At 72.8% G+C, this 25,867-nt stretch carries 28 protein-coding genes and 2 pseudogenes; 17 read left to right on the forward strand and 13 right to left on the reverse strand.

All coding sequences use genetic code 11. The features are described 5' to 3' along the window. Position 1: 1 nt before the first annotated feature. The 3 genes from V4F39_RS01515 to V4F39_RS01525 all read left to right on the forward strand — a co-directional run bounded on the left by V4F39_RS01515 (position 2) and on the right by V4F39_RS01525 (position 3,203). The gene (locus tag V4F39_RS01515) at positions 2-1,087 is read left to right on the forward strand and encodes an SDR family oxidoreductase (RefSeq protein WP_332287464.1); all 1,086 of its coding nucleotides are present in this window, start codon (positions 2-4) and stop codon (positions 1,085-1,087) included. 113 nt (positions 1,088-1,200) lie between these two features. Then, a complete protein-coding gene (locus tag V4F39_RS01520; protein ID WP_332287465.1) occupies positions 1,201-2,202 on the forward strand; it encodes a tripartite tricarboxylate transporter substrate binding protein in 1,002 nt (333 codons plus the stop codon). 20 nt (positions 2,203-2,222) lie between these two features. Then, positions 2,223-3,203: a tripartite tricarboxylate transporter substrate binding protein gene (locus V4F39_RS01525; protein WP_332287466.1), complete on the forward strand. Its 981-nt coding sequence runs from the start codon at positions 2,223-2,225 to the stop codon at positions 3,201-3,203. A gap of 37 nt (positions 3,204-3,240) precedes the next feature. Here the strand turns inward: V4F39_RS01525 and V4F39_RS01530 are convergent, their stop codons facing one another. The 3 genes from V4F39_RS01530 to V4F39_RS01540 all read right to left on the reverse strand — a co-directional run bounded on the left by V4F39_RS01530 (position 3,241) and on the right by V4F39_RS01540 (position 5,071). Next, the gene (locus V4F39_RS01530) at positions 3,241-3,687 is read right to left on the reverse strand and encodes a ferritin-like domain-containing protein (RefSeq protein WP_332287467.1); all 447 of its coding nucleotides are present in this window, start codon (positions 3,685-3,687) and stop codon (positions 3,241-3,243) included. A 101-nt stretch (positions 3,688-3,788) separates the two neighbouring features. Further along, complete coding sequence (locus V4F39_RS01535) at positions 3,789-4,520, reverse strand: anti-sigma factor (RefSeq protein ID WP_332287468.1); 732 nt, start codon at positions 4,518-4,520, stop codon at positions 3,789-3,791. Then, positions 4,517-5,071, reverse strand: coding sequence for a sigma-70 family RNA polymerase sigma factor (locus V4F39_RS01540; RefSeq protein WP_332287469.1), 555 nt, complete (start codon positions 5,069-5,071; stop codon positions 4,517-4,519). Before V4F39_RS01540 ends, V4F39_RS01535 begins: the two co-directional genes overlap by 4 nt. 157 nt (positions 5,072-5,228) lie before the next feature. Between V4F39_RS01540 and V4F39_RS01545 the strand changes: the two are divergent. Together V4F39_RS01545 and V4F39_RS27170 are read left to right on the forward strand one after the other, a co-directional pair. Beyond that, positions 5,229-5,990 (forward strand): annotated as a pseudogene (locus tag V4F39_RS01545) (DUF4394 domain-containing protein); the annotation flags it as partial. Positions 5,991-6,050: 60 nt separating this feature from the next. After that, positions 6,051-6,137, forward strand: a pseudogene (locus V4F39_RS27170) (PEPxxWA-CTERM sorting domain-containing protein); the annotation flags it as partial. An 11-nt stretch (positions 6,138-6,148) separates the two neighbouring features. Here V4F39_RS27170 and V4F39_RS01550 read toward each other — a convergent pair. Together V4F39_RS01550 and V4F39_RS01555 are read right to left on the reverse strand one after the other, a co-directional pair. After that, positions 6,149-6,490, reverse strand: coding sequence for a hypothetical protein (locus V4F39_RS01550; protein WP_332287471.1), 342 nt, complete (start codon positions 6,488-6,490; stop codon positions 6,149-6,151). A 70-nt stretch (positions 6,491-6,560) separates the two neighbouring features. After that, positions 6,561-8,768: a hybrid sensor histidine kinase/response regulator gene (locus V4F39_RS01555; RefSeq protein ID WP_332287472.1), complete on the reverse strand. Its 2,208-nt coding sequence runs from the start codon at positions 8,766-8,768 to the stop codon at positions 6,561-6,563. Between the two features lie 131 nt (positions 8,769-8,899). Here V4F39_RS01555 and V4F39_RS01560 point away from each other — a divergent pair, with 131 nt between their 5' ends. Further along, positions 8,900-9,430, forward strand: coding sequence for a GNAT family N-acetyltransferase (locus V4F39_RS01560; RefSeq protein WP_332287473.1), 531 nt, complete (start codon positions 8,900-8,902; stop codon positions 9,428-9,430). Positions 9,431-9,456: 26 nt separating this feature from the next. On the opposite strand, the gene V4F39_RS01565 is transcribed toward V4F39_RS01560, so the two are convergent. From V4F39_RS01565 to V4F39_RS01585, 5 genes are all read right to left on the reverse strand, one after another. Continuing rightward, positions 9,457-9,762, reverse strand: a complete 306-nt coding sequence (locus V4F39_RS01565) for a DUF2934 domain-containing protein (RefSeq protein ID WP_332287474.1) — start codon at positions 9,760-9,762, stop codon at positions 9,457-9,459. A gap of 43 nt (positions 9,763-9,805) precedes the next feature. Continuing rightward, positions 9,806-10,987 carry a GGDEF domain-containing protein gene (locus V4F39_RS01570; RefSeq protein ID WP_332287475.1) on the reverse strand — a complete coding sequence of 394 codons (1,182 nt, stop codon included), beginning with the start codon at positions 10,985-10,987 and terminating at the stop codon, positions 9,806-9,808. Between the two features lie 98 nt (positions 10,988-11,085). Next, complete coding sequence (locus V4F39_RS01575) at positions 11,086-12,864, reverse strand: AsmA family protein (RefSeq protein ID WP_332287476.1); 1,779 nt, start codon at positions 12,862-12,864, stop codon at positions 11,086-11,088. A 111-nt stretch (positions 12,865-12,975) separates the two neighbouring features. Next, positions 12,976-14,607: a tannase/feruloyl esterase family alpha/beta hydrolase gene (locus V4F39_RS01580; RefSeq protein WP_332287477.1), complete on the reverse strand. Its 1,632-nt coding sequence runs from the start codon at positions 14,605-14,607 to the stop codon at positions 12,976-12,978. A 166-nt stretch (positions 14,608-14,773) separates the two neighbouring features. Further along, the gene (locus V4F39_RS01585; RefSeq protein WP_332287478.1) at positions 14,774-15,247 is read right to left on the reverse strand and encodes a DUF3237 domain-containing protein; all 474 of its coding nucleotides are present in this window, start codon (positions 15,245-15,247) and stop codon (positions 14,774-14,776) included. Between the two features lie 101 nt (positions 15,248-15,348). Here V4F39_RS01585 and V4F39_RS01590 point away from each other — a divergent pair, with 101 nt between their 5' ends. After that, positions 15,349-16,173 carry a helix-turn-helix transcriptional regulator gene (locus tag V4F39_RS01590; protein ID WP_332287479.1) on the forward strand — a complete coding sequence of 275 codons (825 nt, stop codon included), beginning with the start codon at positions 15,349-15,351 and terminating at the stop codon, positions 16,171-16,173. On the opposite strand, the gene V4F39_RS01595 is transcribed toward V4F39_RS01590, so the two are convergent. Beyond that, positions 16,118-17,014, reverse strand: a complete 897-nt coding sequence (locus V4F39_RS01595) for an MBL fold metallo-hydrolase (protein WP_332287480.1) — start codon at positions 17,012-17,014, stop codon at positions 16,118-16,120. The genes V4F39_RS01590 and V4F39_RS01595 overlap by 56 nt on opposite strands. A 78-nt stretch (positions 17,015-17,092) precedes the next feature. Between V4F39_RS01595 and V4F39_RS01600 the strand changes: the two genes are divergently transcribed. The 7 genes from V4F39_RS01600 (at position 17,093) to V4F39_RS01630 (ending at position 22,568) form a co-directional block, all read left to right on the forward strand. Then, positions 17,093-17,413, forward strand: a complete 321-nt coding sequence (locus V4F39_RS01600) for an ArsR/SmtB family transcription factor (RefSeq protein ID WP_332287481.1) — start codon at positions 17,093-17,095, stop codon at positions 17,411-17,413. Between the two features lie 3 nt (positions 17,414-17,416). Then, positions 17,417-17,851, forward strand: coding sequence for a YeeE/YedE family protein (locus V4F39_RS01605; protein ID WP_332287482.1), 435 nt, complete (start codon positions 17,417-17,419; stop codon positions 17,849-17,851). A gap of 10 nt (positions 17,852-17,861) precedes the next feature. Continuing rightward, positions 17,862-18,299, forward strand: coding sequence for a YeeE/YedE family protein (locus tag V4F39_RS01610; protein ID WP_332287483.1), 438 nt, complete (start codon positions 17,862-17,864; stop codon positions 18,297-18,299). Between the two features lie 39 nt (positions 18,300-18,338). Continuing rightward, on the forward strand, positions 18,339-20,828 hold the full coding sequence (locus V4F39_RS01615; protein ID WP_332287484.1) for a cation-translocating P-type ATPase: 2,490 nt from the start codon (positions 18,339-18,341) through the stop codon (positions 20,826-20,828). A 70-nt stretch (positions 20,829-20,898) separates the two neighbouring features. Then, a complete protein-coding gene (locus V4F39_RS01620) occupies positions 20,899-21,093 on the forward strand; it encodes a YgaP family membrane protein (RefSeq protein ID WP_332287485.1) in 195 nt (64 codons plus the stop codon). Between the two features lie 15 nt (positions 21,094-21,108). Further along, positions 21,109-21,570, forward strand: coding sequence for a universal stress protein (locus V4F39_RS01625; protein ID WP_332287486.1), 462 nt, complete (start codon positions 21,109-21,111; stop codon positions 21,568-21,570). 8 nt (positions 21,571-21,578) lie between these two features. After that, on the forward strand, positions 21,579-22,568 hold the full coding sequence (locus V4F39_RS01630) for a zinc-dependent alcohol dehydrogenase family protein (protein ID WP_332287487.1): 990 nt from the start codon (positions 21,579-21,581) through the stop codon (positions 22,566-22,568). Between the two features lie 15 nt (positions 22,569-22,583). Here the strand turns inward: V4F39_RS01630 and V4F39_RS01635 are convergent, their stop codons facing one another. Continuing rightward, the gene (locus V4F39_RS01635) at positions 22,584-23,006 is read right to left on the reverse strand and encodes an Hsp20/alpha crystallin family protein (RefSeq protein WP_332287488.1); all 423 of its coding nucleotides are present in this window, start codon (positions 23,004-23,006) and stop codon (positions 22,584-22,586) included. Positions 23,007-23,218: 212 nt separating this feature from the next. On the opposite strand from V4F39_RS01635, the gene V4F39_RS01640 reads away from it, so the two are divergent. Then, positions 23,219-23,428: a hypothetical protein gene (locus V4F39_RS01640; protein WP_332287489.1), complete on the forward strand. Its 210-nt coding sequence runs from the start codon at positions 23,219-23,221 to the stop codon at positions 23,426-23,428. A 33-nt stretch (positions 23,429-23,461) separates the two neighbouring features. Then, complete coding sequence (locus V4F39_RS01645; RefSeq protein ID WP_332287490.1) at positions 23,462-24,301, forward strand: universal stress protein; 840 nt, start codon at positions 23,462-23,464, stop codon at positions 24,299-24,301. Between the two features lie 4 nt (positions 24,302-24,305). Here the strand turns inward: V4F39_RS01645 and V4F39_RS01650 are convergent, their stop codons facing one another. Then, a complete protein-coding gene (locus V4F39_RS01650; RefSeq protein WP_332287491.1) occupies positions 24,306-24,815 on the reverse strand; it encodes a MarR family winged helix-turn-helix transcriptional regulator in 510 nt (169 codons plus the stop codon). A gap of 80 nt (positions 24,816-24,895) precedes the next feature. On the opposite strand from V4F39_RS01650, the gene V4F39_RS01655 reads away from it, so the two are divergent. Continuing rightward, positions 24,896-25,861 (forward strand): Bug family tripartite tricarboxylate transporter substrate binding protein, encoded by a 966-nt coding sequence (locus tag V4F39_RS01655; protein WP_332287492.1) that lies wholly within the window; start codon positions 24,896-24,898, stop codon positions 25,859-25,861. Positions 25,862-25,867: the final 6 nt, after the last annotated feature.

Genomic DNA, 25,867 nt, shown 5'->3' on the forward strand with positions numbered 1-25,867 from the left:
CATGCGCAAGAAGCACACGATATTGATCGCCGGCGCGACCGGCCTGGTGGGCGCCGCGGCAGTGGAGCACTTCGCCTCGCTGCCCGACTGGGAGGTGATCGCGCTGTCGCGCCGGCCGGTGCCGCTGCCCGACGGCGTGCGGCACGTGTCGGTGGACCTGGCCGACCGCGCCGCGTGCGAGGGTGCGGCCCGCTCGCTGGGCCACGTGACGCACGTGCTGTACGCGGCGCTGTTCGAGCTGCCCGAGCTGGTGGCCGGCTGGCGCGACCCGCGTCAGATGGCGATGAACGACGCGATGCTGCGCCACCTGCTCGACGCGCTGGAGCCGCAGGCGCGCGGGCTGCGGCACATCACGCTGCTGCAGGGCACCAAGGCCTACGGCGGCCATGTGGAGCCCGCGCCGGTGCCCTGCAAGGAGCGCTGGCCCCGGCACCCCCACGAGAACTTCTACTGGCTGCAGGAAGACCTGCTGCGCGAGCGGCAGCCGCGCGCCGGCTGGGTGTTCACGGTGCTGCGGCCGCAGATCGTGCTGGGCTATTCGGTGGCCAGCCCGATGAACATCGTCGCGGCGCTGGGCGCCTATGCGGCGCTGCGCCGCGAGCAGGGCCTGCCGCTGGCGTGGCCGGGCGGCGGGCGCTACATCAACGCGGGCAGCGACAGCCGGCTCATCGCGCAGGCGGCGGAGTTCGCGGGCACGCACGAGGTCGCGGCCAACGAGACCTACAACGTCGTCAACGGCGACGCGCTGATCTGGCAGGACATCTGGGGCTCGTTCGCGCAGCGCTTCGGCATGGCCACCGGGCCCGACGAGCCGGTGGCCCTGGCGCAGGCGATGCCGCCGCTCGAGGCCACATGGCGGCGCATCGCCGAACGCGAAGGGCTGCAGGTGCCGAGCCTGGAGCGGCTGGTCGGCAGCTCATGGCAGTTCACCGACCGCTGCTTCGGCCAGGGCCTGGCGCAGCCGGCGCATTCGTCGCTGAGCCCGATCAAGCTGCGGCAGCATGGGTTTGCACCGTGCCTCGACACGGAAGACGCCGTGCACTACTGGCTCGAACGCATGCAGGCCGCGCGCCTCCTCCCCCGCTGAATGGAGCCCCCAAGCTCGCTCGCGCTCGCTACCCCCCGAGGGGGCCGTCCGCCGACGGACCGGCGGAGCCGGATCCGTGGCGGGAAGCTGGGTCAACGCTTCTTTTGCATGACATGAACACACCTTCATCACTGCTGTCCCGCCGCGTCTTCACACAGGGCGCATTGGCGGCCACAACGGCCGCGGCGCTGCATCCCGCTTCGCTGCTGGCGCAGCCGCGCATCGACAAGCCCGTGCGCCTCGTCGTGCCTTATCCGCCGGGCGGCACCAGCGACCTGCTGGCACGTGCCGTCGCGGCACGGCTGGCGGAGCGGATCGGGCAGACCGTGTTCGTCGAGAACAAGGCCGGCGCGGGCGGCGTGATCGGCTCGCAGCAGGTGGCCAAGTCGGCGCCCGACGGCACCACGCTGCTGCTCGCGACGATCGCCTCGCACGGCATCATCCCGGCGCTGCAGAAGCCGCCGCCGTACGACCCCGTGCGCGACTTTTCACCCATCACGCTGGTGGCCGGCACGCCCAACGTGCTGCTGGCCAACAACGACTTCCAGGCCCGCACGCTGGCCGAGCTGCTGGCCATGGCGCGGGCCAAGCCGGGCGCGCTGAGCTTCGGCTCGACCAGCCAGGGCGGCTCACCCCACATGAGCGGCGAGCTGCTCAAAGTGCAGGCCAAGATCGACATGCTGCACGTGCCGTACAAGGGCGGCGGGCCGATGCTGATCGACCTGATGGGCGGACAGATCCCGATCGCGTTCGACAACCTGCCGTCGGCCATCGCCCACGTGCGCGCCGGCAAGGTGCGGGCGCTCGCCGTGACCACCGCCAAGCGCTGGCCGGGGGCCCCCGAGATCCCGACGATGGCGGAAGCCGGCGTGCCGGGCTACGAGATGTCGGCGTGGTTCGGGCTGCTCGCGCCCGCCGGCACGCCCAGGGCGCTGGCCGAACTGCTGCAGCGCGAGGTGGCCGCGATCCTGAAGCTGCCCGAGGTGGAGAAGCAGTTCTTCGAACTCGGCGCCGAGCCCGGCGGCATGGCGCCCGAGGCGTTTGGCCGCTTCATCGCGGCAGAGGGCGAGAAGTGGGCGCGCGTGGGCACGAGCGGCGGCGTCAAGCTCGAATGAACAACGGCAGGAGACAGAAGATGCATCGATGGAAGAACGCCGTGGCGCAGGCCGCGGCCGTGGCCTGCGGCCTGCTGGCCGCGTGCGGCAACGTGTGGGCGCAGGCCTATCCCACCCAGGCGGTGAAGATCGTCGTGCCGTACCCGCCGGGCGGGCCGACCGACATCGTCGCCCGCGTGGTGGCGCAGCAGCTCGGCGAGCAGCTGGGGCAGACCGTCATCGTCGACAACAAGCCCGGCGCCGGCGGCAACCTGGGTGCCGAGGCGGTGGCGCGCGCGGCGCCCGACGGCTACACGCTGCTCGTGGCGACCACGGCGCATGCGATCAACATGTCGCTGTTCAAGAACCTGAACTACGACGTGCAGCGCGACTTCGCACCGGTCTCCCTGCTCACGCAGGGGCCGCTGGTGCTGGTCACCACGCCCAGCTTCCCGGCGAAGAACGTGGCCGAGGTCATCGCGCTGGCCAAGGCGAAGCCGGGCGAGCTGAACTACGCGTCGTCGGGCAACGGCCAGTCGACGCACCTGGCGGCCGAGCTCTTCGCCACCTCGGCCGGCGTGAAGCTCACGCACGTGCCCTACAAGGGCAGCGCGCCGGCCCTCACCGACGTGATCGCAGGGCAGGTGCCGATGTTCTTCGACACGATGCTGTCCTCGATGCCCTTCGTGAAGAGCGGCAAGCTGAAGGCGCTGGCCGTCACCAGCCCCTCGCGCTCGCCGGCGGCACCCGACATCCCGACCGTGGCCGAGTCCGGCCTGCCGGGCTACGAGGTGTTCGCGTGGAACGGGCTGCTGGCACCGGCAGGCACGCCGCCGGCGGTGCTCAGCAAGCTCAGCGCCGAAATGAAGAAGGTGCTGGAGAACCCCGCGGTGAAGGACAAGTTCGCGGCGCAGGGCTTCGCCGCGGCGTGGACCTCGCCGAAGCAGTCGGCCGACTACGTGCGTGCCGAGGTGGAGAAGTGGCGGCAGGCGGTGGCGCAGTCGGGCGCGAAGGTGGAGTAGGGGGCGGGCCGCGGCTGCGGCCCGCGTGTGGTGCCGGTCAGGCCGGGGTCGAGTCGCGCAGCGCCTTGATCTGGTCGTGGTTGGCCTGCACGCCGGTCATCTGCCGTTCCAGCACCTGGCGCACGTCGGCCGGCAGCTCTTCCCTCAGGGCCTTGCGGTAGCGGGCCAGCGCCGCATCCTCGCCGCGCTCGCATTCGGCCAGCACCGCATGGTCGCTGTTGCCCGAGAGCACATCTTTCACCGACACCCAGCCGCGGTGCAGTGCGCCCATGGCGGTGCCGCTGTCTTCCGGCTTGCCGCCGTACTGCACCACCAGCGTCTGCAACTCGGCGGCCCCGCGGGCGCAGTCGGCGGCGCGGCGCTGCAACGTTTCCTTCAGCGCGGGCGCATTGGCGCGTTCGGCGCACTTGGTGAAGCCGTATTCACCGTCCTTGGACGTCTCGATGAGGTCGTTCAACAGGTCGATCAGATCGCGGTCGTTCATGTCCATGCTCCTTGGTTGGGTCGACCAGGAGATGATGGACGCCCGGCGCGCCGCCGGCAGCCGGAGGAGGGCGGGCGCTGGCGTACGACTGGGCCTACTTGCTACAGGCCCACCGTGCGGCCGACGTAGAGGATGGGGCCGGTCGGCCGGTCCAGCGGCGAGCCGTTTTCGGGCTCCAGCGTGATCTCGAACAACTGCCGTGGCCCGAGGCCCGGCGGCAGCCGCGAGACTGGAAGTTCCAGCGTCTGGCCGGCCCGCACCAGGCCCAGCGACGTCGGCCCGGCCGCGCCCTCCGGCTTGGTCCAGAACTGCAGCGACCGGCCGGCGGGCACCGGCCCCGTATCGGCTGCGGGCACCAGCCGCACCGTGCGGCCCTCGACCACTTCCACCACCCAGCCGGTGGACTGGTCGCCGGGGCTCTGCAGCAGCGCGACGTAGCGCTGGCCGGCGTCCGCGTCCGGGGCCCGTTCGACCAGCAGCACGGCCATCCACAGCGACGCGGCGACCGCCGCCAGGCTCACGCCCTGCCACAGGCGCAGGCGCTGCCACCACGGTACGCCGCGGGCGGGCGCGGCGGTGGGCGTGGTCCGCGCCGGCGCGGGTGCGGGCAGGCTGGCCTCGATGCGGGGCCACAGCTGCCGCCCCGGCAGCACCGGGCGTGCCTGCGCGCTCAGGCTCAACAGCCGGTCCTGCCAGGCGTAGACCTCGGCCAGCAGCGGCCGGTCGTGGGCCAGCGCGGCCTCGAACGCGGCCACGTCCTGCGGCTCCAGCGTGCCCAGCACGTATTCGCCAGCGGCGGCCGTGCGGCCTTCCGGATCCTGCAGGTCGATCACGCCATGCACTCCTTGAGCCGTGCGAGGCTGCGGCGGATCCACGACTTCACGGTGCCCAGCGGCGTCTTCAGGCGCGCGGCGATCTGCTCGTGCGTGTAGCCGTCGACGAAGGCATGCACCACGCAGGCGCGCCGGGCCTCGTCGAGCCGCTGCAGGCAGTGCTCGAGGCGGTCGATGTCGAGGCCGCGGTCATCGTCGCCCTCGTGCGGGGCCTGCTGCGCGTCGGAAATCGCCGCCAGTTCCTCGGGCTCCAACACGTGCGTGCGGCCCTGGGCGCGCAGCTCGCCGAGCGCCCGGTGCCGCACGATCGTGTAGAGCCACCCGCGCGCGGAACCCAATTCCGGCTGGAAGCTGCCTGCGTGCTGCCAGACCTGGATGAAGGCGTCGTGCAGCACGTCCTCGGCCCGCGCCTTGTCCTGCACGATGCGTTGGGCAACGCCCAGCAGCCAGCGGGCCTCGCGCTCGTACAGCGCGCGCAACGCGAAGCGCTCGCCCCGGGCACAGGCCATCACGGCGGCGTCGTAGTCGAAGGGCGGGGGTGGTGCAGGCATCGAGCGCGGACTCTATCAGCGCAATGCGGTATTTCTCCCTTGCAAAAAAAGTTGAGCGCAGGTGCATCCGCCAGGCATCGGCCTGCGTAGAGAGAACGCCACCGCCGCAATCCGGCAGCGGGCGGCATGCACACACACAAGTACCAGGAGTTCCCCCATGCACCTTCGCTTCCAAGCCCCGTCGCGCCGCGGCCTGTCCCTGGCCGCGGCCCTCGCCCTCGGGGCCGGGTTCTGCCTGCCGGCGTCCGCGCTGCCCGTGATCGGGCTCACGACGACCAACGCCTTGGTCACCTTCGACAGCGCCTCGCCGACCAACGGCTCGACCTTGTCCACCATCACCGGCCTGCAAAGCGCCAACGAGCGCATCCTCGGCATCGACACCCGCACGAGCACCGGCGTGCTCTACGGCGTGAGCAGCGATTCCAAGGTCTACAGCCTCACGATGGGCGGCGCTGCGACCTACGTGGCCACCCTGGCCACGCCGCTGAACGGCTCGGCGATCGGGGTCGACTTCAACCCGGTGGCGGACAACACCGCGATGACGTCGCTGCGCATCGTGTCGTCCGGCGGCCAGAACCTGGCTTTCAACGTCGACACCGGCGCGACCGCCAACACGGCCGGGATGATTCCGACGGGTCTCACCTCCGTGGCGTACTCGAACAACGACCGTGATGCCGGCACGTCGACGGCGCTGTACTACATCGACAGCGGCAGCAACGAGCTGAAGATCGCGCCGACGGCCTTCAACAGCCCGACCATCACCACCGTGGGTTCGCTGGGCATGGACGTCACCGGGGTGTCGGGCTTCGACATCTACAGCGCATCGACCGGCTACGCCGCGTTCACCGATGCCGACACCGGCAAGAGCGCGCTGTACAGCATCGACCTGGCGACGGGGGCTGCCACCTTCGCGGGCGCGTTCGGCATCGGCGGCAGCACCGCCATCGCACCGCCGCTGCTCGGCCTGACCATCGCCGCGGTGGTGCCCGAGCCGCAGACCTACGCGCTGATGATCGCCGGGCTGGCCGCGGTCGGCTTCGTGGCACGGCGCCGCCGCCGCGGCTGACGCGCAGGGCCTTAAAGGGTCCAGAGCCGGTAGCGCGCCGCGAACGCTCGCACGACGTCGTCCCAGTCGTCGAGCAGCAGGCGCGTGCCGGTCGCGCTGACCTGCCAGAGGTCGCCCGTGAGGTACGGGTCGTCGGGCAGGTGCGGCGCGAGCGCATCGCGCAGCAGGCGAGCGAACGGGCTGGGCGGGTCGAGCCAATCGGCCCAGGGCTTGCCGTAGGCGTCGGTGTTGAGGTGGGCGCCATGGTGGCCCTGCATCGCCAAGTCGAGCACATCGATGGCCGGCACGCCCGCGTGCGACGCCCGCAGCGCCAGCGCGGTGTCGATGATCTTCTGGGCGATGGGGTCGGCCATGGCGTGCGATCGGCTTGCCACGTTATACAGGCAGCGCGGCGCAGCGTCCACCGCCGCGCCGCGCCGGTGCTCAGGGCTGGAGGATGCGCTGGATGCGCCGCAGGAGGTCTTCCGGCGCCGTCGGCTTGGGCAGCACCTCGAAGCCGCCGCTGACGGCCAGGCTCAGCTGCTCGGCATAGCCGGTGGTGAGCAGCACCGGCAGGTCGGGCCGCTCTTCGCGCAGGCGGAACGCCAGCCCGATGCCGTTGAGGGCGCCCGGCATCGCGATGTCGCTGAGCACGAGGTCGGGCGGGGCGGGGGCCTGGGCGAGGTAGTCGAGCGCCGCCTGCGCACTGCGCGCCCGGGCGACGCTCAGCCCCGCGTCGGTGAGCATCGCCTGCGTCGACGAGGCGACGTCCTCGTTGTCCTCCACCAGCAGCACGCTGCCGCGCAGCGCCTGGGCCACGGGTGCCTGCAGCTCCTCGACGTGCGGCGCCGCGTCGGCGGGCGGCACGGCCGGAAGGCGCATGCACACCCGCGTGCCGGCGCCCACGGTGCTGTCGATGTCGAGCCTGCCGCCCGCCTGCACGCAGAAGCCATGCACCTGGCTGAGCCCCAGCCCGGAGCCCGCGCCGCGCTCCCGCGTGGTGAAGAAGGGCTCGACCACACGCGGCAGGATGTCCGCCGGGATGCCGGCGCCGTCGTCCTGCACGCACAGGTTCACGGCCGGCCGGCCGGCGATCGGATGCGCCTCGTCGTTGAAGGCGCTCACGCGGAAGGTGCCGCCCTTCGGCATGGCGTGCCGGGCATTGAGCGCGAGGTTGATCAGGGCCAGTTCGAGCTCGCCGGCGTCGACGTGGATCGACGCGGTGTCGGCATCGACCTTGAACTCCGCCTGCACCGCGCGCCCCAGCGTGCTCTGGAGCAGCTCGGCCGCGTGCGGCAGCCACGCCTGCAGCCGGATGGTCTCCGGCTTCAGCGCCTGCTTGCGGGAGAACGACAGCAGCTGCCGCGTGAGCCGAACGCCCGCGCGGATGGCGCGCGCCATCGCCTGCAGCTGCGGCGCCTCGGCCAACGCGGGGTGCTTGCGCCGGTGCACGTGCAGGTTGGTCTGCACGATCGCGAGCAGGTTGTTGAAGTCGTGCGCGACGCCGCCGGTGAGCACGGCCAGCGTCTCCAGCTTCTGCGCCTCCATCACCGCCTGCTCGGCCTGGAAGCGCCGGCGGCTCTCCTCCCGCAGCGCGGCGGAGGCTTCGTGCTCCAGGCGCGTCTTGCGGATGGCGACCCAGGCTACGCCGGCCAGGCCTGCGGAGACCGGCAGCAGCACGGCGGCGAGCAGCCACAGCAGGCGCAGCCAGTCGGCGAACATGGCGTCGCGGCTGAAGCCCGCGACCACGTACACCGGGTAGCCCGGCACGCGCCGGAAGCTCAGGAGCCGGGCCTCGCGGCCGGTGCCCACGCGGGTCACGAGCACGCCGGCGTCCTCGCCGGCCTGGATGCGCGCCAGCGTCTGCGCGCCGGGCGCCACCCGCTGCCTGCCCGCCTCGGCGGGGGGCCAGCGTGCCAGGATGCTGCCGTCGGTCTTGATGAGCGCGAAGCTCGCGAGGCGGGGGTCGTCCGCCGCGATCGATTCGTAGTAGCTGCGGAAATAGCTCGGCGCGAGCGACACCGCGACGACGCCGCGGAAGCTGCCGTCCGGCGACGGGCGGCGCAGGGTGACGTTGAACAGCTCGCGGCCGGTCTGCCGCCCCACGATGACCTCGCTGATGCCGACGTCGATCGAACGGTCCTGCATCTCCGTGAAGTAGGTGCGGTCGCCGGCGGAGGCGCCCGGGTCGATCCGCTGGTCGCTGCGCGCCACGGCGCGGCCCGCGGCATCCCAGACATTCAGGTTCACCAGCGCCGGCACCCCCGCCACGATGTCGTTCAGCCGCTGGTGCAGGGCCGCCTCGTCGGCGCGCACCTCGTCGTCGTCGCCGGCGGTGGCGGCGGCGGCGCGGCGGCCGATCTCCTCGGCGACGGCGAAGGTGCGCTGGACGTGCGACAGGGCCATCTGGCTGGCCCGGGCCGTGGTGTCTTCGGCATCGGTGCGCGCCCGCTCCAGCGCCCAGCCGGCCATGCCGACGAAGGCCGCGCCGGGCACGATGACGGCCGCGAGCAGCACGGTGCGCAGCCAGCGCACGAGCGGGGTGTCGGCCCGGCCCGGGGCGGGCCCGGGCGCGTCCGCGCCGGGGGCCGGCGGCTCCCGTGTCGCGCCGTACGGACGCTGCGCTTGTAGGGATGTCGTCTCCACTGCCATCGCGATCCCTCGTGAGCCGAAGATGTTACAGGCGCCCCCATGCGCAGCGCAGGAACGCTGTTTGCCGACCGATGCCTGTTGCGGCACACGCCCGTGCCGCCGCCTCAAACTTTTGCAGCAGGTGACGCCCCATGGACACCCCTCTCTGCCGGCACGGCATCACGCAGACGACCATCGACGACTACCCGGCCTTGCTCAGGGTATGGGAGGCCTGCATCCGGCCGCGCCATCCACGGATCTCGCAGGCCGAGTCCGCGATGTACCGCGAGCTCATCACATCGGCCTTCCTGCCGTCGAACGTGGTGCGTGCCTACCGCAGCCCGGCAGGGCAGGTGCTCGGCTTCGTCGCCGTCGAGGGCCGGCGCATCGGCATGCTGTTCGTCGCGCCGGCCTACCAGGGCCAGGGCGTCGGGGCGCAGCTGTGCAGGCACGCCCAGGACGTGCTCGGCGCCACCGGGGCCGACGTGCACGAGGACAACGAGGCGGCCCTCGCGTTCTTCCGGCGCATGGGCCTGGAGGAGGCCGGCACCGCCGACATCGGGCGCGACGGGGGCCGCTGCGTGCTGGTGCAGTTCAGGGTGCCCAGCGCGCCATGGACCCGCCCCGGCTGGCCGGAGCTGCCGGCCAGCCGGGCTGCCGTGGTCGCGGCCCACGCGGTGTGAGCCTTCGCGCGGCGGGCGAACCGGCCTCAGCCGCGCGGCGGCTGGCCGTCCACCTCGCGCTCGGCGTCCAGCCAATCCTCGACCTCGTGGCCGGACGCCATGCCGCGGGCCAGGTAGCGGCCGTAGGCGGCGACGCGGATGCGCTCTTCGCGGCCCGGCGCTTGCGCCTGCGCCTCCTCCCGGACGGGCGCGTCTTCCGGGGCCGGAGCCTGTGCTGCCGGCAGCGCCACCGGGTCGGCGTGGGCGGCTTCGGCGGCGGCGAGCGGTGCCGGCGGCTTGGCGCGGGAACGGGAAGGGCTCGCCTTGGGGGCGCCGCGGGCAGGAAGCGTCATGGTCGGTCTCACGATGGGAGTGGGTGGCGGCCCGGCGGGGCAATCAGCGTGCCGCTGCCGCGGCGTCCCGCTCGCGGGCCAGGCTCATGCGGTTCCTGCCTGCACGCTTCGATGCATAGAGCGCCTCGTCGGCCCGGCGGTAGAGCGCCGAGGCATCGCCATCGGCGCCGGGTGCGAGGCTCGACACGCCTCCCGACACCGTGACCCGGATCGGCACCCCCGCGCCCACCGGGATGTCCAGCGACGCCATGGTTTGCCGCAGTTCTTCCGCCACGTGCAGGGCCCCCGCCGCGTCGGTGCCAGGGAGCATCAGCGCGAACTCCTCGCCGCCCATGCGGCCGAGGACGTCCGCAGCCCGCATGCGCGTGCGCACGGCCTGGGCGAACCGGGCGAGCACCTGGTCGCCTGCATGGTGGCCGTGGGTGTCGTTGACCAGCTTGAAATGGTCCAGGTCCATCAGCAGCAGCGACAGCGGCTTGCGCTCGCGGCGGGCCTGCCCGTAGCCCTTGTCCAGCATCGCAGTGAAGGAGCCTCGCCGCACGCAGCCGGTGAGGCTGTCGTAGGTCGCCTGCTCGCGCAGCTGCTTGGCCACCCGTTCCAGGTTGGCGACGATGAAGCCGATGCCGGCGCCGAGCGGGAACATCGCCCCGGCCAGGTAGGTGAGGCCGTTGCCGAGGCTGGGCTGCCAGAACGCCGCATATTCGGCCGGCGCCAGCAGCACATGGACGATCCGCGCGACGTGGCCGACCACGCCGATGCCGATCGCCAGCGCGACCGTGCGCAACGCGGGCTCCGCGTGCCAGCCCCGGGTGAGCACCAGCCACAGCATCGGCATGCCTTGCAGCACGAGCACGCCCGACGCGAGCGCGGTGCGTTCGGCCGTGGGCCGCTGGTGCACCACGGCGATCAGGATGGCGCCCGCCGCCACGAGCAGCAGCTGCCAGCGTGGCGGGCCCTGCCCGGTGATGAACCGGTAGAGCGCCTGGCTGTTGATGTGCACCCCGACGAACAGCAGCGAGTTGCCGGCGATGATCGCGATCCACTCAGGCACGGCCACCCGCGCCGCGCTGACCACCATGGCCAGCAGCATCACCCACGCACCCCAGGTCAGCAGGCCGATCTCGGGGCAGTCCTGCAGCGAGCCCCTGGACAGTGCGAGGGTGATGCCGAAGATCGAGAACGCCGCGAACATCGCGACAAACAGCGTTCCGACATCGAGCAGCACCGAGCGACTTCCTTCAGGTTCATGGGCGACCGAGGTCTTCGGCTTCGCCAGCTACATCGGCGCGCACCGGCCCGATCTTGAGCGGTCCCGGCACGGCGCTAGCGGCCCGGGGCCGGGGCGCCGGGGTTGCACGGGCTGCGGGCGATGGCCTCGGCGGGCACCAGTTCGACCTCGGCATTGTCGAACGAGCCGGTGATGCGCAGCGACCGCTCGAGCGCGAGCAGCGCGGCCTCCTTGGGCTGCGGCGTCAGCAGCAGCGTGAACCGCAGGCGGCGCAGGTCCACCGTGCCGCGGCCGTCGACGCGCGTTTGCGCCGTGTCGATCACCAGCGGACGGATCTCGCCGGTGCCGCCGCGCAGGCGGAGGTCGGCACGGGCGCAGCGCACCGGGACCTTGCCGGGATCGGTCAGGGCGGCGCGCAGCAGCTTGTCGCCGTTGAGCGCCAGGCGGGCGTCGAGGTAGGGGGCCAGCAGGCCGCTCGTCATCTGCACCTGGGCCTGCCCCTGCAGCGCGGCCAGCACCTCGCGCCAGGAGCTGCCCCGGCCCGCCGCCTGCAGCTGGCCCGAGACGGGGCCGGAGACCTGCGACTTGGCCGGCAGCGCCGGCAGCAGCTGCTCGATCCGCAGGCCGCGCCACGACAGGTCGGCGGCCGCGGCGGGCGGCTGCTGGCGCGTGTCGATGCTCAGCACGCCCTGCACCGTGCCGCCCGCCAGCCGGGCCGATGCCGGCGAGATCTCCAGCGCGCCGTCCGTCAGCCGGGCGGCGGTGCGCACGCCGGACAGCGGCGGCAGCACGGGCAGGTGCAGCGTGCCGATGTCCCAAGACGCCTGCACGTCGACGGCGCGCAGCCCCTGGCCGCCGGACGCGGCCGAGCCGCTGCGCCAGAGGTCGGCGAGGTGCAGCGCCTCGCTCGCCAGCTTCGCGTCCACCCGGCCGCGGCCGGCGGCTTCGGTGTAGGCCAGCTCACCCGTCGCATCCGAGCGGCCCGCGGTGGCGCGCAGGCCGCCGAGACGCCAGTGCGCATCGGTCTTCTGGAGACGGGCTGCGGCGGTGAACGCCGCCGTGCGTGGCCAGGCCTGCGGCAGCAGCGGGCGCAGGTCGGCCAGCGAGGGGCCGGCGAGCCGGAGGTCCGCGTCGACGCGGCCCAGCGCGAACAGGTCGCCCACGAGCCCGTCGATCTCCAGCCGCAGCGCGCCCGACGCGGCCGTTCCCCGTACCGAGAAGGCTTCGCCGGTGTCGAAGAAGGTCAGCACCCTCGAGGCCTGCGCGTCGGCGGAGAAGGCGGCTTCTCGGAAGCGGCCCTGGAATCGCAGCCGGCTCGTGAGCGGCGCGTCCTGCGCGCGCGGCACGGGTGCCGGCAGGTCGTCGGCCGACACACGCAGGTCCAGCGCCAATCCCTCGTGGATGAAGTGCAGCGTGCTGCGATGGGCCTCCAGCCGCAGGATGCGGGCCCGGGGCGGGCCCCGGTCGTCCGGTTCGAGCAGCCGCCAGTTGCGCAGTCCGTCCGCCTGGCGCTCCAGGTGGAGGTCGGCACCGGACAGCACCAGCTTCGTCACCACCGTCAGGTCGGCGAAGAGGCTGCGCCAGGCGATGGTGGCCGTCACCCGTTGCGCGACCAGCAGCGGGCGGCCGGCGGTGCCGCGGACCCACGGGGCGTTGGCCACCGACACCTGCGTGAGCTGCACCGTGGGGTCGAGCCCGTCGAAGCGGATGTCCAGGTGGCCGATCTCGATGCTACGGCCGGCGCGTTCCGCCACATGGCGCGCCACCGGGCCGCGCAGCCAGTTCCAGTCCCAGGCCAGCGCCAGCAAGGCGAGCAGCCCACACGCCGCGACGATCGTCAGGAGGACGGTACGTCGGCGGCGGGGTCGGATCATCGGGGCGCGGTCGGCTCCAGGATGGGCGTCCGGCGGCTGCCGGACGGGCCCGCGTGGAGAGCTTGGATCATGCCGGCTGCTCGGCAACCGCCGTGCCCGGCCGCCGCGGGCTCAGGGCGCGGTGCAGGTGAAGCTCGCCGCGTCCTCCACGTTGCCGGTGCCGTTGTACTTCGCGTACTGGGGATAGGGACACAGCGGCCGGGTGCGGTTCGGGAACAGCGGGTGCGTGCTGCTCGCGGCGGCCAGCAGGCGGTCGGGCGCCTGGCCTTTTTCCACCCAGTCCACCATCGCGGTGAGGGCATCGAACTGGTCGGTCGCGCGGCCGCCGCTGCAATGGTTCTCGCCGGGGATGGCGTAGAGCCGCGAGAAGGCCCGGGCCGCGCCGATGCCGCCGTGGTTGGCGGCCAGCCGCTGGTAGTAGTCGACCGTGTCGTGCGCGCTGAAGATGGGGTCGGCCATGCCGTGCAGGAACATCAGCTTGCCGCCGCGGGCCTGGTAGGCGGTGAGCTTGTCGTCGGCGTAGGTGTCGTAGACGGACGAGGTGGCCGCCATGCGCAGCGGGTCGGTGTCGAAGTCGAAGTCCAGCGCGGCGAAGTCCGGGTCGGGCGGGGTGAAGAACTCCCAGCGCAGCGCGTCCGCCATCAGCGTGTTGTAGGCGGAGTTGGGCGTCGCGCTCGTCGAGCTGCCCAGCGTCCAGGCACGCCAGCCGGGCTGGTCGATGGCCGGGTCCATCACCTGGCCGGCGTAGAGGCGGGTGCCCGCCGTGTTGCGCGGGCCGTCGAAGAGCGCCTTCATCGCGCCGACCTGGTCGGCGCTCAGGCAGGTGGCGGTCTTCGCGCCGGTGCACTGCAGCTCGGCCAGGTCGACGTTGCAGGCCTGGAAGTGGTTGACCATGCCGTCGGCCACGCCGTCGAGCGCGTCGCAGCGTTCGAGGATCTTGCCGGCGGCGAGCTTCAGGTCCGCATCGGTGAGCGCCTTGCTGAGGATGGGGCTGCCGTTTTCCACCGGCGCGATCTGCGTGAGCTTCAGGTTGTTGAACATCGCCGCGATGGTGGCGCCGCTGGACACGCGCATGGCCGGGGCATGGGCGATCACGCCGTCGAAGTACGCCGGGAACCGCTGCGTGAACATCATGCCCTGCCGCCCGCCGCCCGAGCAGCCGCTGAAGTACGAATGGTCGGGGCCGCGGCCGTAGCGGGCGGCGATCAGCGACTTGGCGTTGACCGCGGTCTTGTCGAAGGCGTTGTAGGCGTGGTCGATGCGGGCGATGGGATCGGAGCCGAAGTCGGCGCCCCGGCCGCCGGTGTGGCCGCCGTCGGTGCTGACGATCGCGTAGCCCTCGCCCAGGGCGGGCTTCATGCCGCCGATGGGGCCCACGTTGGGCCCGATGGTGGTGCCCAGCGAGCCGTCGTTACCGCCGCCGCCCATGAAGAGGAAGCGCCCGTTCCACTGGTCGGGCAGCCGCAGGCGGAAGCCGATCGCGTAGGCCTTGCCGTCCACGCCGGTGCGCTCGTTGGTCTTGCCTTCCACCAGGCAGTGGGCGGGCAGGGCGTAGTTCTGGATGGTGACGGCGCCGTCGGCCTGGTAGACGGCGGTGAGCGAGGTCGCGGGCACGGCGGTGCGGGCCAGGGCCTCGCATTGCTGCTGCGCGGTCGCGGCATCGTCGCCGTCGGAGCCGCCGCAGGCGGCGAGCATCGCGGCGGCGCAGGCCGTGGCCAGCGCGTGGCGGGAAGGGGTGGGCATCATGTCGTCTCCTGGTTGTCGGGCCGGTCCGCCGGCCTGCTGGGCCGCAGTGTGGGCAAGGGCGGCCAGGTGCGCTGTCGGCCGAAAGGCGGACACGCCCGCGTCGGGAGCGAGGGAAAACGTGCTGCGCGCCGCTGCCGGCGGCTCCGTAAGATGCCCGCGGCGTTCAGGCGACGCGGTACACGTCCAGCACCACCTGCCGCGCGTGCCGGGCCGCCGACGCGAGCGCGATCACCTTGTTCAAGTGAAGCCAATGGGGCGCTCCCGTCGCGAAGCGGATCACGGTCCTGAAGAAGTAGGCGTCGCGCTCGACGGGCTCGCCGGCGGCGAGCCGGCGCATCACCTCGGGCGGCCCGTGCCGCAGGCCCTTGCTCTGAACCTCGACCAGCGCGCCGTCGTCCAGCCGCAGCACGTAGTGCGCCTGGATGTCGAGCGCGCCGTCGGGGCGGGCCACCTGCCAGTCGACGCCGCCCGGCACCACGGTGCCGTGCAGCTCGGGGCCGGTGACGGTGCCGCCGGTCAGGGGCACGTAGCGCCGTTCGCCGCCGGGCGCTTCGCCCAGCGAGACCAGCTCGCCGACGTCGCAGACGATGCGGCACATCGCGAGAAGCGGGGGCGGTTCGGGAAACAATGGATCCATGGCGTCGTCGGTCCGGTCTGGGTGTTGCTTCGCACCTTAGACCACCCGCGGCGCCGCCCGGTCAGCCGAAAGGATGACCGGCCTGCATCGAGGAGACCGCCATGCAGTCGTGGCTGATGGAGAACGCGGCGCAGCCGCAGGCCGAGCGCACCGTGGCCGGCGTGATCTCGGCGATCGGACGTGAGCGTTTCGGGGAGCGCACGCTGGGCCTCCTGGCCGAGGCCCTGCGCGTGGGCTCGTGGGCCGTGTACCAGGTGTGGCCCGACCGGCCCCCGGTGCTGCACCTGTCGGCGGCGCGGGCGGCGGTGGACTGCACCGTGCACTGCTTCGCCACCTACCGCGACGCCGGCCTGTACCTGGGCGACCGCAGCTTCGAGCCCGCCCGCAGCTCGGGCCCCGGCAGCGCGGTGATGCTGCGCATGCATGCCGACGACGCGCCGGCCGCCCACCGCCACGCCATCTACCGGCGCCACGGCATGCTGGAGCGGCTGTCGGTCGCGCGCGCGGAGCAGGACGACTCGGTGCTGGCCGTCAACGTCTACCGGCACGACGACGAGGGCTGCTTCGGCGAGGCCGACGTGGGCACCTTCGGCACGCTGGCGCTGCCGCTGATCGCCGCCGTCGCGCGCCACCTGCAGTGGCACGGCGATGAAGCCGCGCCTGCGGTGCCCGACCGCCGGGCGCAGCTGCGCCGGCACTGCCCCGCGCTCACCGAGCGCGAGCTCGATGTGCTGGAGCGCATGCTGCGCGGCATGACCTATGACGGCATCGCCGCCGACATGGAACTGGGCGTGGGCACGGTCAAGACCTACCGCGCCCGGGCCTTCGAGCGGCTCGACATCCATTTCAAGAACGAGCTGTTCGCGCTGTTCATGCCCGCGGGGCGGGCTCCGCCTTCCTCGGCAGCGCATCGAGCGGGATCTTGAGGTAGCGCACCCCGTTCTCCTCTGCCGGTGGCAATTGCCCCGCGCGCACGTTGACCTGCAGCGACGGCAGGATCAGCGCCGGCACGTCGAGCGTGGCGTCGCGGGCCGTGCGCAGCGCGACGAAAGCCTCTTCGGTGATGCCGTCGCGGACGTGGATGTTGTTCGCGCGCTGGTCGCCCACTGTGCTTTCCCAGGCCGCGCCGCGGTGCGCGGGCGGGTAGTCGTGGCACACGAAGATCCGCGTCTGCGGCGGCAGGTCGAGGATGCGCCGGGTCGACCGGTAGAGCGTGCGGGCGTCGCCGCCGGGGAAGTCGGCGCGGGCCGTGCCCACATCCGGCATGAAGAGCGTGTCGCCCACGAAGGCCGCGCCGTCGATCAGGTAGGCCATGTCCGCCGGGGTGTGGCCGGGCACGAGCAGGGCGGTGGCCTCTGTCTCGCCGATCCGAAACGTTTCGCCGTCGTGGAACAGGTGGTCGAACTGGGAGCCGTCGGGCAGGAAGCTGCGCTCCAGGTTGTAGAGCTTCTTGAACACCGCCTGCACGTCGCGGATGCGCTCGCCGATGGCGATGCGCCCGCCGAGCTTCCCCTGGATGTACCGGGCCGCGGAGAGGTGGTCCGCGTGGGCGTGTGTCTCGAGGATCCAGTCGACCTGCAGACCCTGCCCGGCCACGTGGGCGAGCACCCGGTCGGCCGAGCGCGTGGCGGTGCGCCCTGACTTGAAGTCGAAGTCCAGCACCGGGTCGATGACGGCCGCGCTGCGTGTGGCGAGGTCGTGCACGACATAGGTGACGGTGCCCGTGGCTTCGTCGAAGAACGGCTGGATGGCGGAGGTGCGGCTCATCGGGGGTCCTCGTCAATATCCTTGAAAACATTATGTTTGTAAATATAATGAAGTCAAGCCGAACGAGCACCACGAACGATGAAACGCACGCCGCCCCCCATCGACCCCGCAGCGCTGCGCCAAGCGGCCGGGCAGGCCGTCGGTGCGCTGAAGGTCCTCGCGAACGAAGACCGCCTGCTGCTGCTGTGCCAGCTGTCGCAAGGCGAGATGTGCGTGGGCGATCTGGAGGCCCAGCTCGACATCCGCCAGCCCACGCTGTCGCAGCAGCTCGGCGTGCTGCGCACCGAGGGCGTGGTCGATACGCGCCGAGAGGGCAAGCGCATCTACTACAGCGTCGCCGATCCCAAGGTGCTGGAGGTGCTCGACGTCCTGTACCGGCTCTACTGTCCTGCGGAGTGATCCATGGACATCGACTGGAACGCCTTCACGCCCTGGGCCTCGCTGGCCGGCGGGCTGCTCATCGGCCTGGCCGCGGCGATGTTCGTGCTGCTCAACGGGCGCATCGCCGGCATCAGCGGCATCGTCGGCGGGCTGCTGCGCCCCTCGGCGGGCGACGTCGCCTGGCGCCTGGCCTTCCTGGCCGGCCTGCTGGCCGCGCCGGTGGTGTTCAGCCTCGTCTCGGCGCTGCCGGTGCCGGTGATCGACGCGGGCTGGGGCCGCCTGCTGGCGGCCGGGCTGCTGGTGGGCGTGGGCACGCGCTACGCCGCCGGCTGCACCAGCGGGCACGGGGTGTGCGGCCTGTCGCGGCTGTCGCCCCGTTCGCTGGCGGCGACCGCCACCTTCATGGCTGCGGGCTTCGTGGCCGTGTTCCTGCTGCGCCACGTGCTCGGCATCTGAAGGAGTCGGCATGAACCTCACCGCCTTGCTGGCCGGCCTGGTCTTCGGCCTGGGCCTCATCGTCTCCGGCATGGCCGACCCGGCCAAGGTGCTGGCGTTCCTCGACCTCGCGGGAAGCTGGGATCCTTCGCTCGCCCTGGTGATGGGCGGCGCCGTCGCGGTCGGCCTGCCCGCGTTTGCGCTCGCACGCCGCCGCCGCACCGCCTGGCTGGGCGCGCCGATGCAGCTGCCGACCGCGCGCCAGGTCGATCGCCGGCTCATCGGCGGCAGCGTGCTGTTCGGGCTGGGCTGGGGCCTGGCCGGCTTCTGCCCGGGCCCGGGGCTGGTGGCCAGCGCGATGGGCGAGGCAAAGGCGCTCGTCTTCGTCGTGGCCATGCTGCTGGGCATGGGCCTCTTCGAGCTGCTCGAACGTCGCCGGACCGCGGCGGGGCAGCGCCGGCCGGCGTGAGGTAGCCCCGCGGTGCCGACCGTGCGCTGACGGGCCATCGTGATCACTCCAGACCTCCCGCAGGCGCCGCCGGAGCCGGCGCAGGGGCTGAGCTCGGACGAGGCCCGGCGCCGCCTCGCCCGCGACGGCCCCAACCGCCTGCCGCCGCCCGACCACAAGACGCTGCGCTCGACCATCGCCGCCACCGCCCTGCAGCCGATGGTGCTGCTGCTGCTCGCCGCGACGACGGTCTACACCCTGCTGGGCGAGGCGCTCGACGGCGTCGTGCTCGCGTGTTCGATCGTGGCGGTGGTCGCGATCTCGGTGTACCAGGAGATGCGCACGCAGCGCGTGCTGGAGGCCCTGCGCGATCTCTCCAGCCCGCGCAGCACGGTGGTGCGCGATGGCGCCCCGGTGCGCATCGCGAGCCAGGAGCTCGTCGAGGGCGACCGCCTCGTCGTCCAGGAGGGCGACCGCCTGGCCTGCGACGCCCGCCTGCTGGAAGCCCACGCGATGCAGGTCGACGAGTCGCTGCTGACCGGCGAGTCGGCGCCTGTCGCGAAGGCCGCGGCCGACGGCGACGATGCGCTGCGCGCGGGGACGCTGGTCGTGCAGGGCGACGGCGTGGCCTGCGTGACGGCCACGGGCGTGCGGACCGCCCTGGGCCGCATCGGAGGCTCGATCGCCGGGCTGCGGCCGCCGGCCAGCCGGCTGCAGTCCGAGCTGCGCCACCTGGTGCGGATCGTCGCGCTGCTGGCGATGCTGACCTGCCTGCTGGCGGCCGTCTTCTTCGCGGCGCGCTCGGGCTCCTGGACGGCGGGCCTGCTCGTCGGGCTGACCCTCGCGATGGCCGTCGTGCCGGAGGAATTCGCGGTCGTGTGGACCGTGATGCTCGCGCTCGGTGCCTGGCGGCTCGCGCGCCTGAACGTGCTCACGCGGCAGCCGCAGGCGATCGAGGCGCTCGGCACCACCACCGTCCTGTGCGTCGACAAGACCGGCACGCTCACCTGCAACCGCATGGAGGTCGTCGCGCTGCACGACGGCGCCGCCGAATGGGCCCGGGCCGGCGGCAGCCCGCCCGGGCCGGCGTTCGACGCGTTGCTGCGGGCTGCGGCGCGTGCCAGCGTGGACGGCGGCATCGAGCCGATGGACAGCGCGATCGCGCGCCTGGCGCCGGCGCGCGGCGGCGGCGCGGCGCTTCGCTTCCGAGAGGGCACCCGGCCGGGCCGTCCGTACGTCGTGCACGGCTGGGCGGACGATGGCGGCATCGGCACGGTGGCCGTCAAGGGCGCCCCCGAGGCGGTGCTCGCCCTCTGCGCCGACGCGGGCGATGGCCGCATCGAAGGCCTGCGGCAGGCGGCACGCGTCTGGGCGCGCCGCGGGCTGCGGGTGATCGCGGTCGCGCAGGCGCCCTGGCGCGAGGGCGAGGCGGTGCCGGTGCACGGCCATGCCGCCGTCGGGCTGATCGGCTTCCTCGATCCGCTGCGCACCGACGTGCCGGCCGCGCTGGCGGAGTGCCGTGCGGCCGGCGTGCGCGTCGTGATGATCACCGGCGACGCGCCCGAGACCGCACTGGCGATCGCCGGCGGGGCGGGGCTCGTCGACGCCCGCGCCGACGACGGCGCCGTGCTCACCGGCGCCGCGCTCGACACGCTCGGCGATGCCGCGTTCGCCCGCAGGCTGCCGGAGGTGGCGGTGTTCGCCCGGGTGACGCCGGCGCAGAAGCTGCGCATCGTGCAGGCGCTGCAGCAGCGCGGCGAGGTGGTCGCGATGACCGGCGACGGCGTCAACGACGGCCCGGCGCTGCGGGCCGCCGACATCGGCGTCGCGATGGGCCAGCGCGGCACGGACGTGGCGCGCGAGGCGGCCGGCCTGGTGCTGCTCGACGACCGCTTCGGGTCGCTCGTCGATGCGGTGCGGGCCGGGCGGCGGATCTTCGTCAACCTGCAGAAGGCGCTCGGCTACCTGTTCGCGGTCCATGTGCCGATCGTCGGCCTGTCCTTGCTGCCGCTGTTCGGCGGCCCGGTGCTGCTGCTGCCGCTGCACGTCGTGCTGCTGGAGCTGATCATCGACCCGGCGTGTTCGCTGGTCTTCGAGGCCGAGCCGCTGCCGCCGGACGGCATGCGCCGCCCGCCGCGGCCGGCGTCGGCGCCGCTGTTCGGCCCCGCGGCCGTCGCGCAGGCGCTGGGCGTGGGCGGCGTGGCGTTCGCGGCGGTCGCCGCGGGGCAGTGGCTCGGCCACCGTGCCGGGCTCGGCGACGATGCGCTGCGCCTGGCCGGCCTGGCCACGGTGGTCGCCGGCAACCTCGCGATGCTGCAGTGGTTCCGCGCCGGCGCGGCGGGCGCGGCCGCCGGCAACCGGCTGTTCGACGGGCTCGTCCTGGCCGTGTGCGGCGTGGCCGCAGCCAGCCTGCTGATGCCGCCCGTCAGCGCCGCGCTGCGCCTGCCGGCCGATCTCGACTGGCGGCTCGTCGTCCTGTGCCTCGCGCCGCCCGCCGCGCTTGCCGGCCGGCGGCTGCTGCGCGCACGCCGGCAAACGCATCCCGCTTGATCGGCGTCAAGCCGTGGTGCGCACGAAGGCCTAGCCTCTCGCCATGCGGAGATCACCGCATGGAGGTTGCATGAACAGGAACATGGGGCGCCTGGATCGCCTGCTTCGCTTTGCCATCGGCATGTCGCTCTTGGGGGCCACGGCGGCCGGGCTCATCGGCACGTGGGGGGTCATCGGCGCCGTGCCGGTGCTGACCAGCCTCGTGGGCATCTGCCCGCTCTATGCGCTGCTGCACATCAACACCTGCCCCCGCAAGATCGACTGACACCAGGAGTTTTCCATGTACCAGCGCCTTCTCGTTCCCGTCGACGGCAGCCCGCCGTCGGACGCTGCGCTCACCGAGGCGATCCGCCTGGCGCGGCTCACCGGCGGCCAGATCCGCCTGCTCCATGTCGTCGACAACCTGCCGTTCGTCTTCGGTGCCGAGGGCTACGGCGGCATGTCGACCGACGTCATCGCGCTGCTGCGCGAAGCCGGGGAGAAGATCCTGCAGCAGGCGCGGGCGCGTGTCGTCGAAGCGGGTATCGCCGTCGACACCGTGCTGGGCGACAGCCCGGGCGGCAGGCTGTGCGACGCAGTCGTGGCCCAGGTGGGCGCCTGGGCCGCCGACCTCGTCGTCATCGGCACGCACGGCCGGCGCGGTGCCAGCCGGGTGCTGCTCGGCAGCGACGCCGAGCAGGTCGTCCGGCACGCCGGCATCCCGGTGCTGGTCGTGCGCCGGCCGGAAGCGCCGGCCGCCTGAGGGGCCCCATGCGGGCCATGGTGCTGCGGCGCCAGCGCAGTGCGCTGGTGCCCGAGTCGCGCACGGTGCCGGTGCCCGGCCCCGGCCAGGTGCGGCTCGCGGTGCTGGCCTGCGCCGTGTGCCGCACCGACCTGCACGTCGTCGACGGCGACCTGCCGCAGCCCAGCCTGCCGCTCGTGCCCGGGCACGAGGTCGTCGGCGTGGTCGAGGCCCTGGGCCCCGGCGCGTGCGGCCTGCGCCTGGGCGAGCGGGTCGGCGTCGCCTGGCTCGGGCACACCTGCGGCAGTTGCGCGTTCTGCACCCGCGGCCGCGAGAACCTCTGCGATGCGCCCCTGTTCACCGGCTACACGCGCGACGGTGGCTTCGCGACGCACCTCGTCGCCGATGCCGCCTTCTGCGTGCCGCTGCCCGAGGCGCCGCTCGATCCGGTGCGCACCGCGCCGCTGCTGTGCGCCGGGCTGATCGGCTGGCGTGCGCTGCAGGCCGCCGGGGCGTCGGCGCGCGAACTCGGGCTCTACGGGTTCGGGGCGGCAGGGCATCTGCTCGCGCAGCTCGCGGCCCGCGAGGGCCGGCGCGTCTATGCCTTCACCCGTCCCGGCGACCGGCAGGCGCAGCAGTGGGCCGATGCGCTCGGCGTGGCCTGGTCGGGCGGCTCCGACGAGGCACCGCCGGTGCCGCTCGATGCCGCGATCATCTTCGCGCCCGTCGGCGACCTGGTGCCGCAGGCGCTGCGCGCCGTGCGCAAGGGCGGGCGGGTGGTCTGCGGCGGCATCCACATGAGCGATATCCCGTCGTTCCCCTACGCCCTGCTGTGGCAGGAGCGCGAGCTGGTGTCGGTCGCCAACCTCACGCGGCGCGACGCCCGCGGCTTCTTCCGCGCGATCGCCGGCATGCCGCTCGACGTGCGGACCACCGTCTATCCGCTGGAGCGCGCGAACGAGGCGCTCGACGACCTGCGCGGCGGACGGCTCGTGGGCGCCGCGGTGCTGGTGCCCTGAGCCGCCGCGGCCGCCTCACTGGACCGCGATCGTGCGTGCGCCGGCGCCCTCGCGCTTCGGCAGCGTCAGCCGCAGCACGCCGTTCTCGAGCTTCGCGACGACCGCCTTGTCGTCGATCTCGTGGCCGAGCGAGAAGCCGCGCGAAGTGCTGCCGTGGTAGGTCTCCTTCAGCAGCACGCGGCCGCCGTTCGACGGACCTTCCTGGTCCTTCTTCACCTCGGCGCTGATCGAGACGAAGTTGCCGTCGACGGCGATGCGGATGTCTTCCTTCTTCACGCCCGGCATCTGGGCGAGGACCTCGTAGTCCTTGTCGTTCTCGGTCACGTCGATCCGGATGTCGGCAGGTGCTTCGTCCCCGAAGGGGGCGATCCGCGCGAAGCGGCGGAAGAACTCGGGCAGCAGATCGTCGAAGCGGTCGCGGCGGGTCAGGCTGTTCATGGCGATGCCTTTCGTCGAAGGGAAGGTGATGGGAGAAGTGGGATGCCGGGCGGCCGCTCAACGGGGCGCCGACATCCAAAGTCTAGGAACGGCCCTTGGCATTGCCTTGAGGTGTGTCAAGCCGCGTGCGCCGGCGCAAGCCGCGCTTGCGCTGCGTCAAACACGGCCGGGCCAGGAGGCCTAGATTGCGAAGCCTGCCCCGGAGGACTGCCATGCCCCAAGCCGCCACACCTGACCGTTCACCGGACCTGCTGCCGCTGTTCACGCTGCCCGCGGCACTGGCCTCCGACATGCTGCTGCGTGCGCAGAACCTGCAATGGGAGACGCTGATGGCGTGGCAGCGTGCATTGACCGCCAGCCAGCAGGCGGCCTGGAGCCAGTGGACGGGCTGGTGGCAGGGCGGCGTACCGATCGACGGCTGAGGCCTTCACCTCGTCCGCTACAGGAGACGTCCCATGACTTACCGAAGCCTGCTCGTGCTGCTCGACCAGGATCCACGCAGCGACACGCGCACGCAGGTCGCCGTGCAGCTGGCCCGCGCGCTGGACTGCCACCTCGCCGGCCTGGCCCCGACCGGCCTGCTGGAGGTGCCCGCGATGCCGGAAGCCGGCGCCTTCGGCGACCTGGCCGCGATGGCCTGGGATGCCTTGCGCCAGCAGGCCCGCAAGGCCGCCGACCGCTTCGGCGACGCGTGCCGGCTGGCCGGGCTGAAGTCCTTCGAGGCGGTGGTCGACGAGGCCGACAAGGCGGCCTCGCTGGTGCGCCACGCGCATTGCAGCGACCTGACGATCCTGACGCAGGCCGACCCGCAGAGCCCCGGCCACCGGCAGGTGCAGGAGGTCGTCGAGCAGGTCGTGCTGCACAGCGCCCGGCCCACGCTGCTGCTGCCGCATGTGGGCACCCCCGGCATCAACGGCCGGCGCGTGCTGGCGGCCTGGGACGACAGCCGCGAGGCGGCGCGTGCGCTGTCCGATGCGCTGCCGCTGCTGCGCCGCGCCGAGCAGGTCCAGGTGGTCGGCTGGAACGAGGAGCGCCACGAGCCCGATGCCTTGCTGCAGTCGCGGCTGGATGCCGTGCAGCGCTGGCTGGCCTGGCAGGGCGTGCCGGCCGAGGTGCGGGTCGAGACCACGACGATCGGCGTCGGGGACGCGCTGCTGTCCCGCGCGTGCGACGTGGGCGCCGACCTGATCGTGATGGGCGCCTACGGCCACCACCGCCTGGCCGAGCGCATCCTGGGCGGCGCCACGCTGCGCCTCCTGGGCTCGATGACCGTGCCGGTGCTGATGTCGCACTGAGGGCTCACGGCGCGCCGCCCCCGTCCTTCGCTTCTTCGAGCAGCCGCTGGGATTCGTCGGTCAGCGCCTCGATCACGCGCTTGAACACGGCGTAGTCTTCGTCGCTGATGCGCGCGCGCAGCCGCTGCTGGCGGTGCTGCGAGCCGACGATGCCGCGCCGCAGCACCTCGATGCCTTCGGGGGTGGTCTTCAGCATCTGGCGCCGCTTGTCGGCGCCGTCGGTGTGCATCGCGATCAGCCCCTTGCCGACCAGTTCGTGCGAGGCGCGGCTGACCTGGCTGTGGTCCAGCCGCGAGACCCGCGCCACGTCGCCCGAGGTCGCCTCGCCCAGGCGGTTCAGGATCACCAGCACGCGCCACTGGCGGCTCGACAGGCCGAGCTCGCCGCTCACCGACGCCTCGACCACGCGGCCCAGCAGCTGCGACAGCGCGGACATCCTGAACGTGATCAGGTCTTCCGGATCGTGATGGCGCAGCTCGGACGCGGAGGCGATCTTCTTCGTTTTCTGTGTCATGGCAAAACTTGCTGTAGCACACGATTGCGCCTACCATGCTGGCGTGCCGAAGGCGGCAACCTGCAACAAGGAGACAACCGATGCATTCTGCTATGCGACGTGGCCTGCTGGCCCTGGCGCTGCTTGCCGGCGCGGCGCCCGCCGTCGCCGAGCCCTTTCCGGCCAAGCCGATCACCCTGGTCGTGCCGCAGGGCCCCGGCTCCGGCAGCGACGTCACCGCGCGCCTGGTGGCCAACTACCTGGGCCCGGTGCTCGGCCAGACCGTCGTGGTCGACAACCGCGCCGGGGGCTCGGGCATCGTGGCCCACCAGGCCGTCGCGCGCGCGGCGCCGGACGGCTACACGCTGCTCTTCACGTCGACCGCGCAGTTGCTGGTCGTGCCGCTCATCAACCCCGCCGCGAAGTACACGATGGGCGACTTCACCGCCGTGGCGCCGATCCTGCGCGCGCCCTTCGCGGTGGTCGTCGCCAACGAGCCGGGTGCGCCCAAGTCGTTCAACGAGCTGCTGCAGCGCCTGCGTGCCGGCCCGCAGAGCTATGCCTCGGCCGGCATCGGCACGATGACGCACCTGGGCTCCGAACTCTGGATGCGCAAGGCGGGCGTGTCCGCCTCGCACATCCCCTACAAGGGCAGCGGCCAGGCGCTGACCGACCTGATGGGCGGCCAGACGCTGTTCGCCACCGATTCCCTCACCGCCGAGATGACGCACATCCGCTCGGGCAAGCTGAGGGCGCTGGCGATCGCCGACGCGCAGCGCAAGCCGTCGCTGCCCGACGTACCCACCTTCGACGAAGCCGGCCTGCCCGGCGTGCAGGTGGCGGTCATCGGCGGCCTGTTTGCGCCCAAGGGCGTGCCGCAGGACGTGGCTGGCCGGATCGCCTCGGCGATGACCAAGGTGCTCGCGATGCCCGAGGTGCAGCAGCGCTTCGCGGCCATGGAGAGCGAGCCGCTCACGATGCCGGCGGACGAGTTCGTCAAGCTGCTCGGCAAGGAGGCGGCGGTCTGGGCGCCGCTGGTGCGCGACCTCGGCGTCAAGGTGGAGTAGCGGCGG

The organism is Aquincola agrisoli (genome assembly GCF_036621135.1).
Taxonomy (GTDB): domain Bacteria; phylum Pseudomonadota; class Gammaproteobacteria; order Burkholderiales; family Burkholderiaceae_C; genus Aquincola; species Aquincola agrisoli.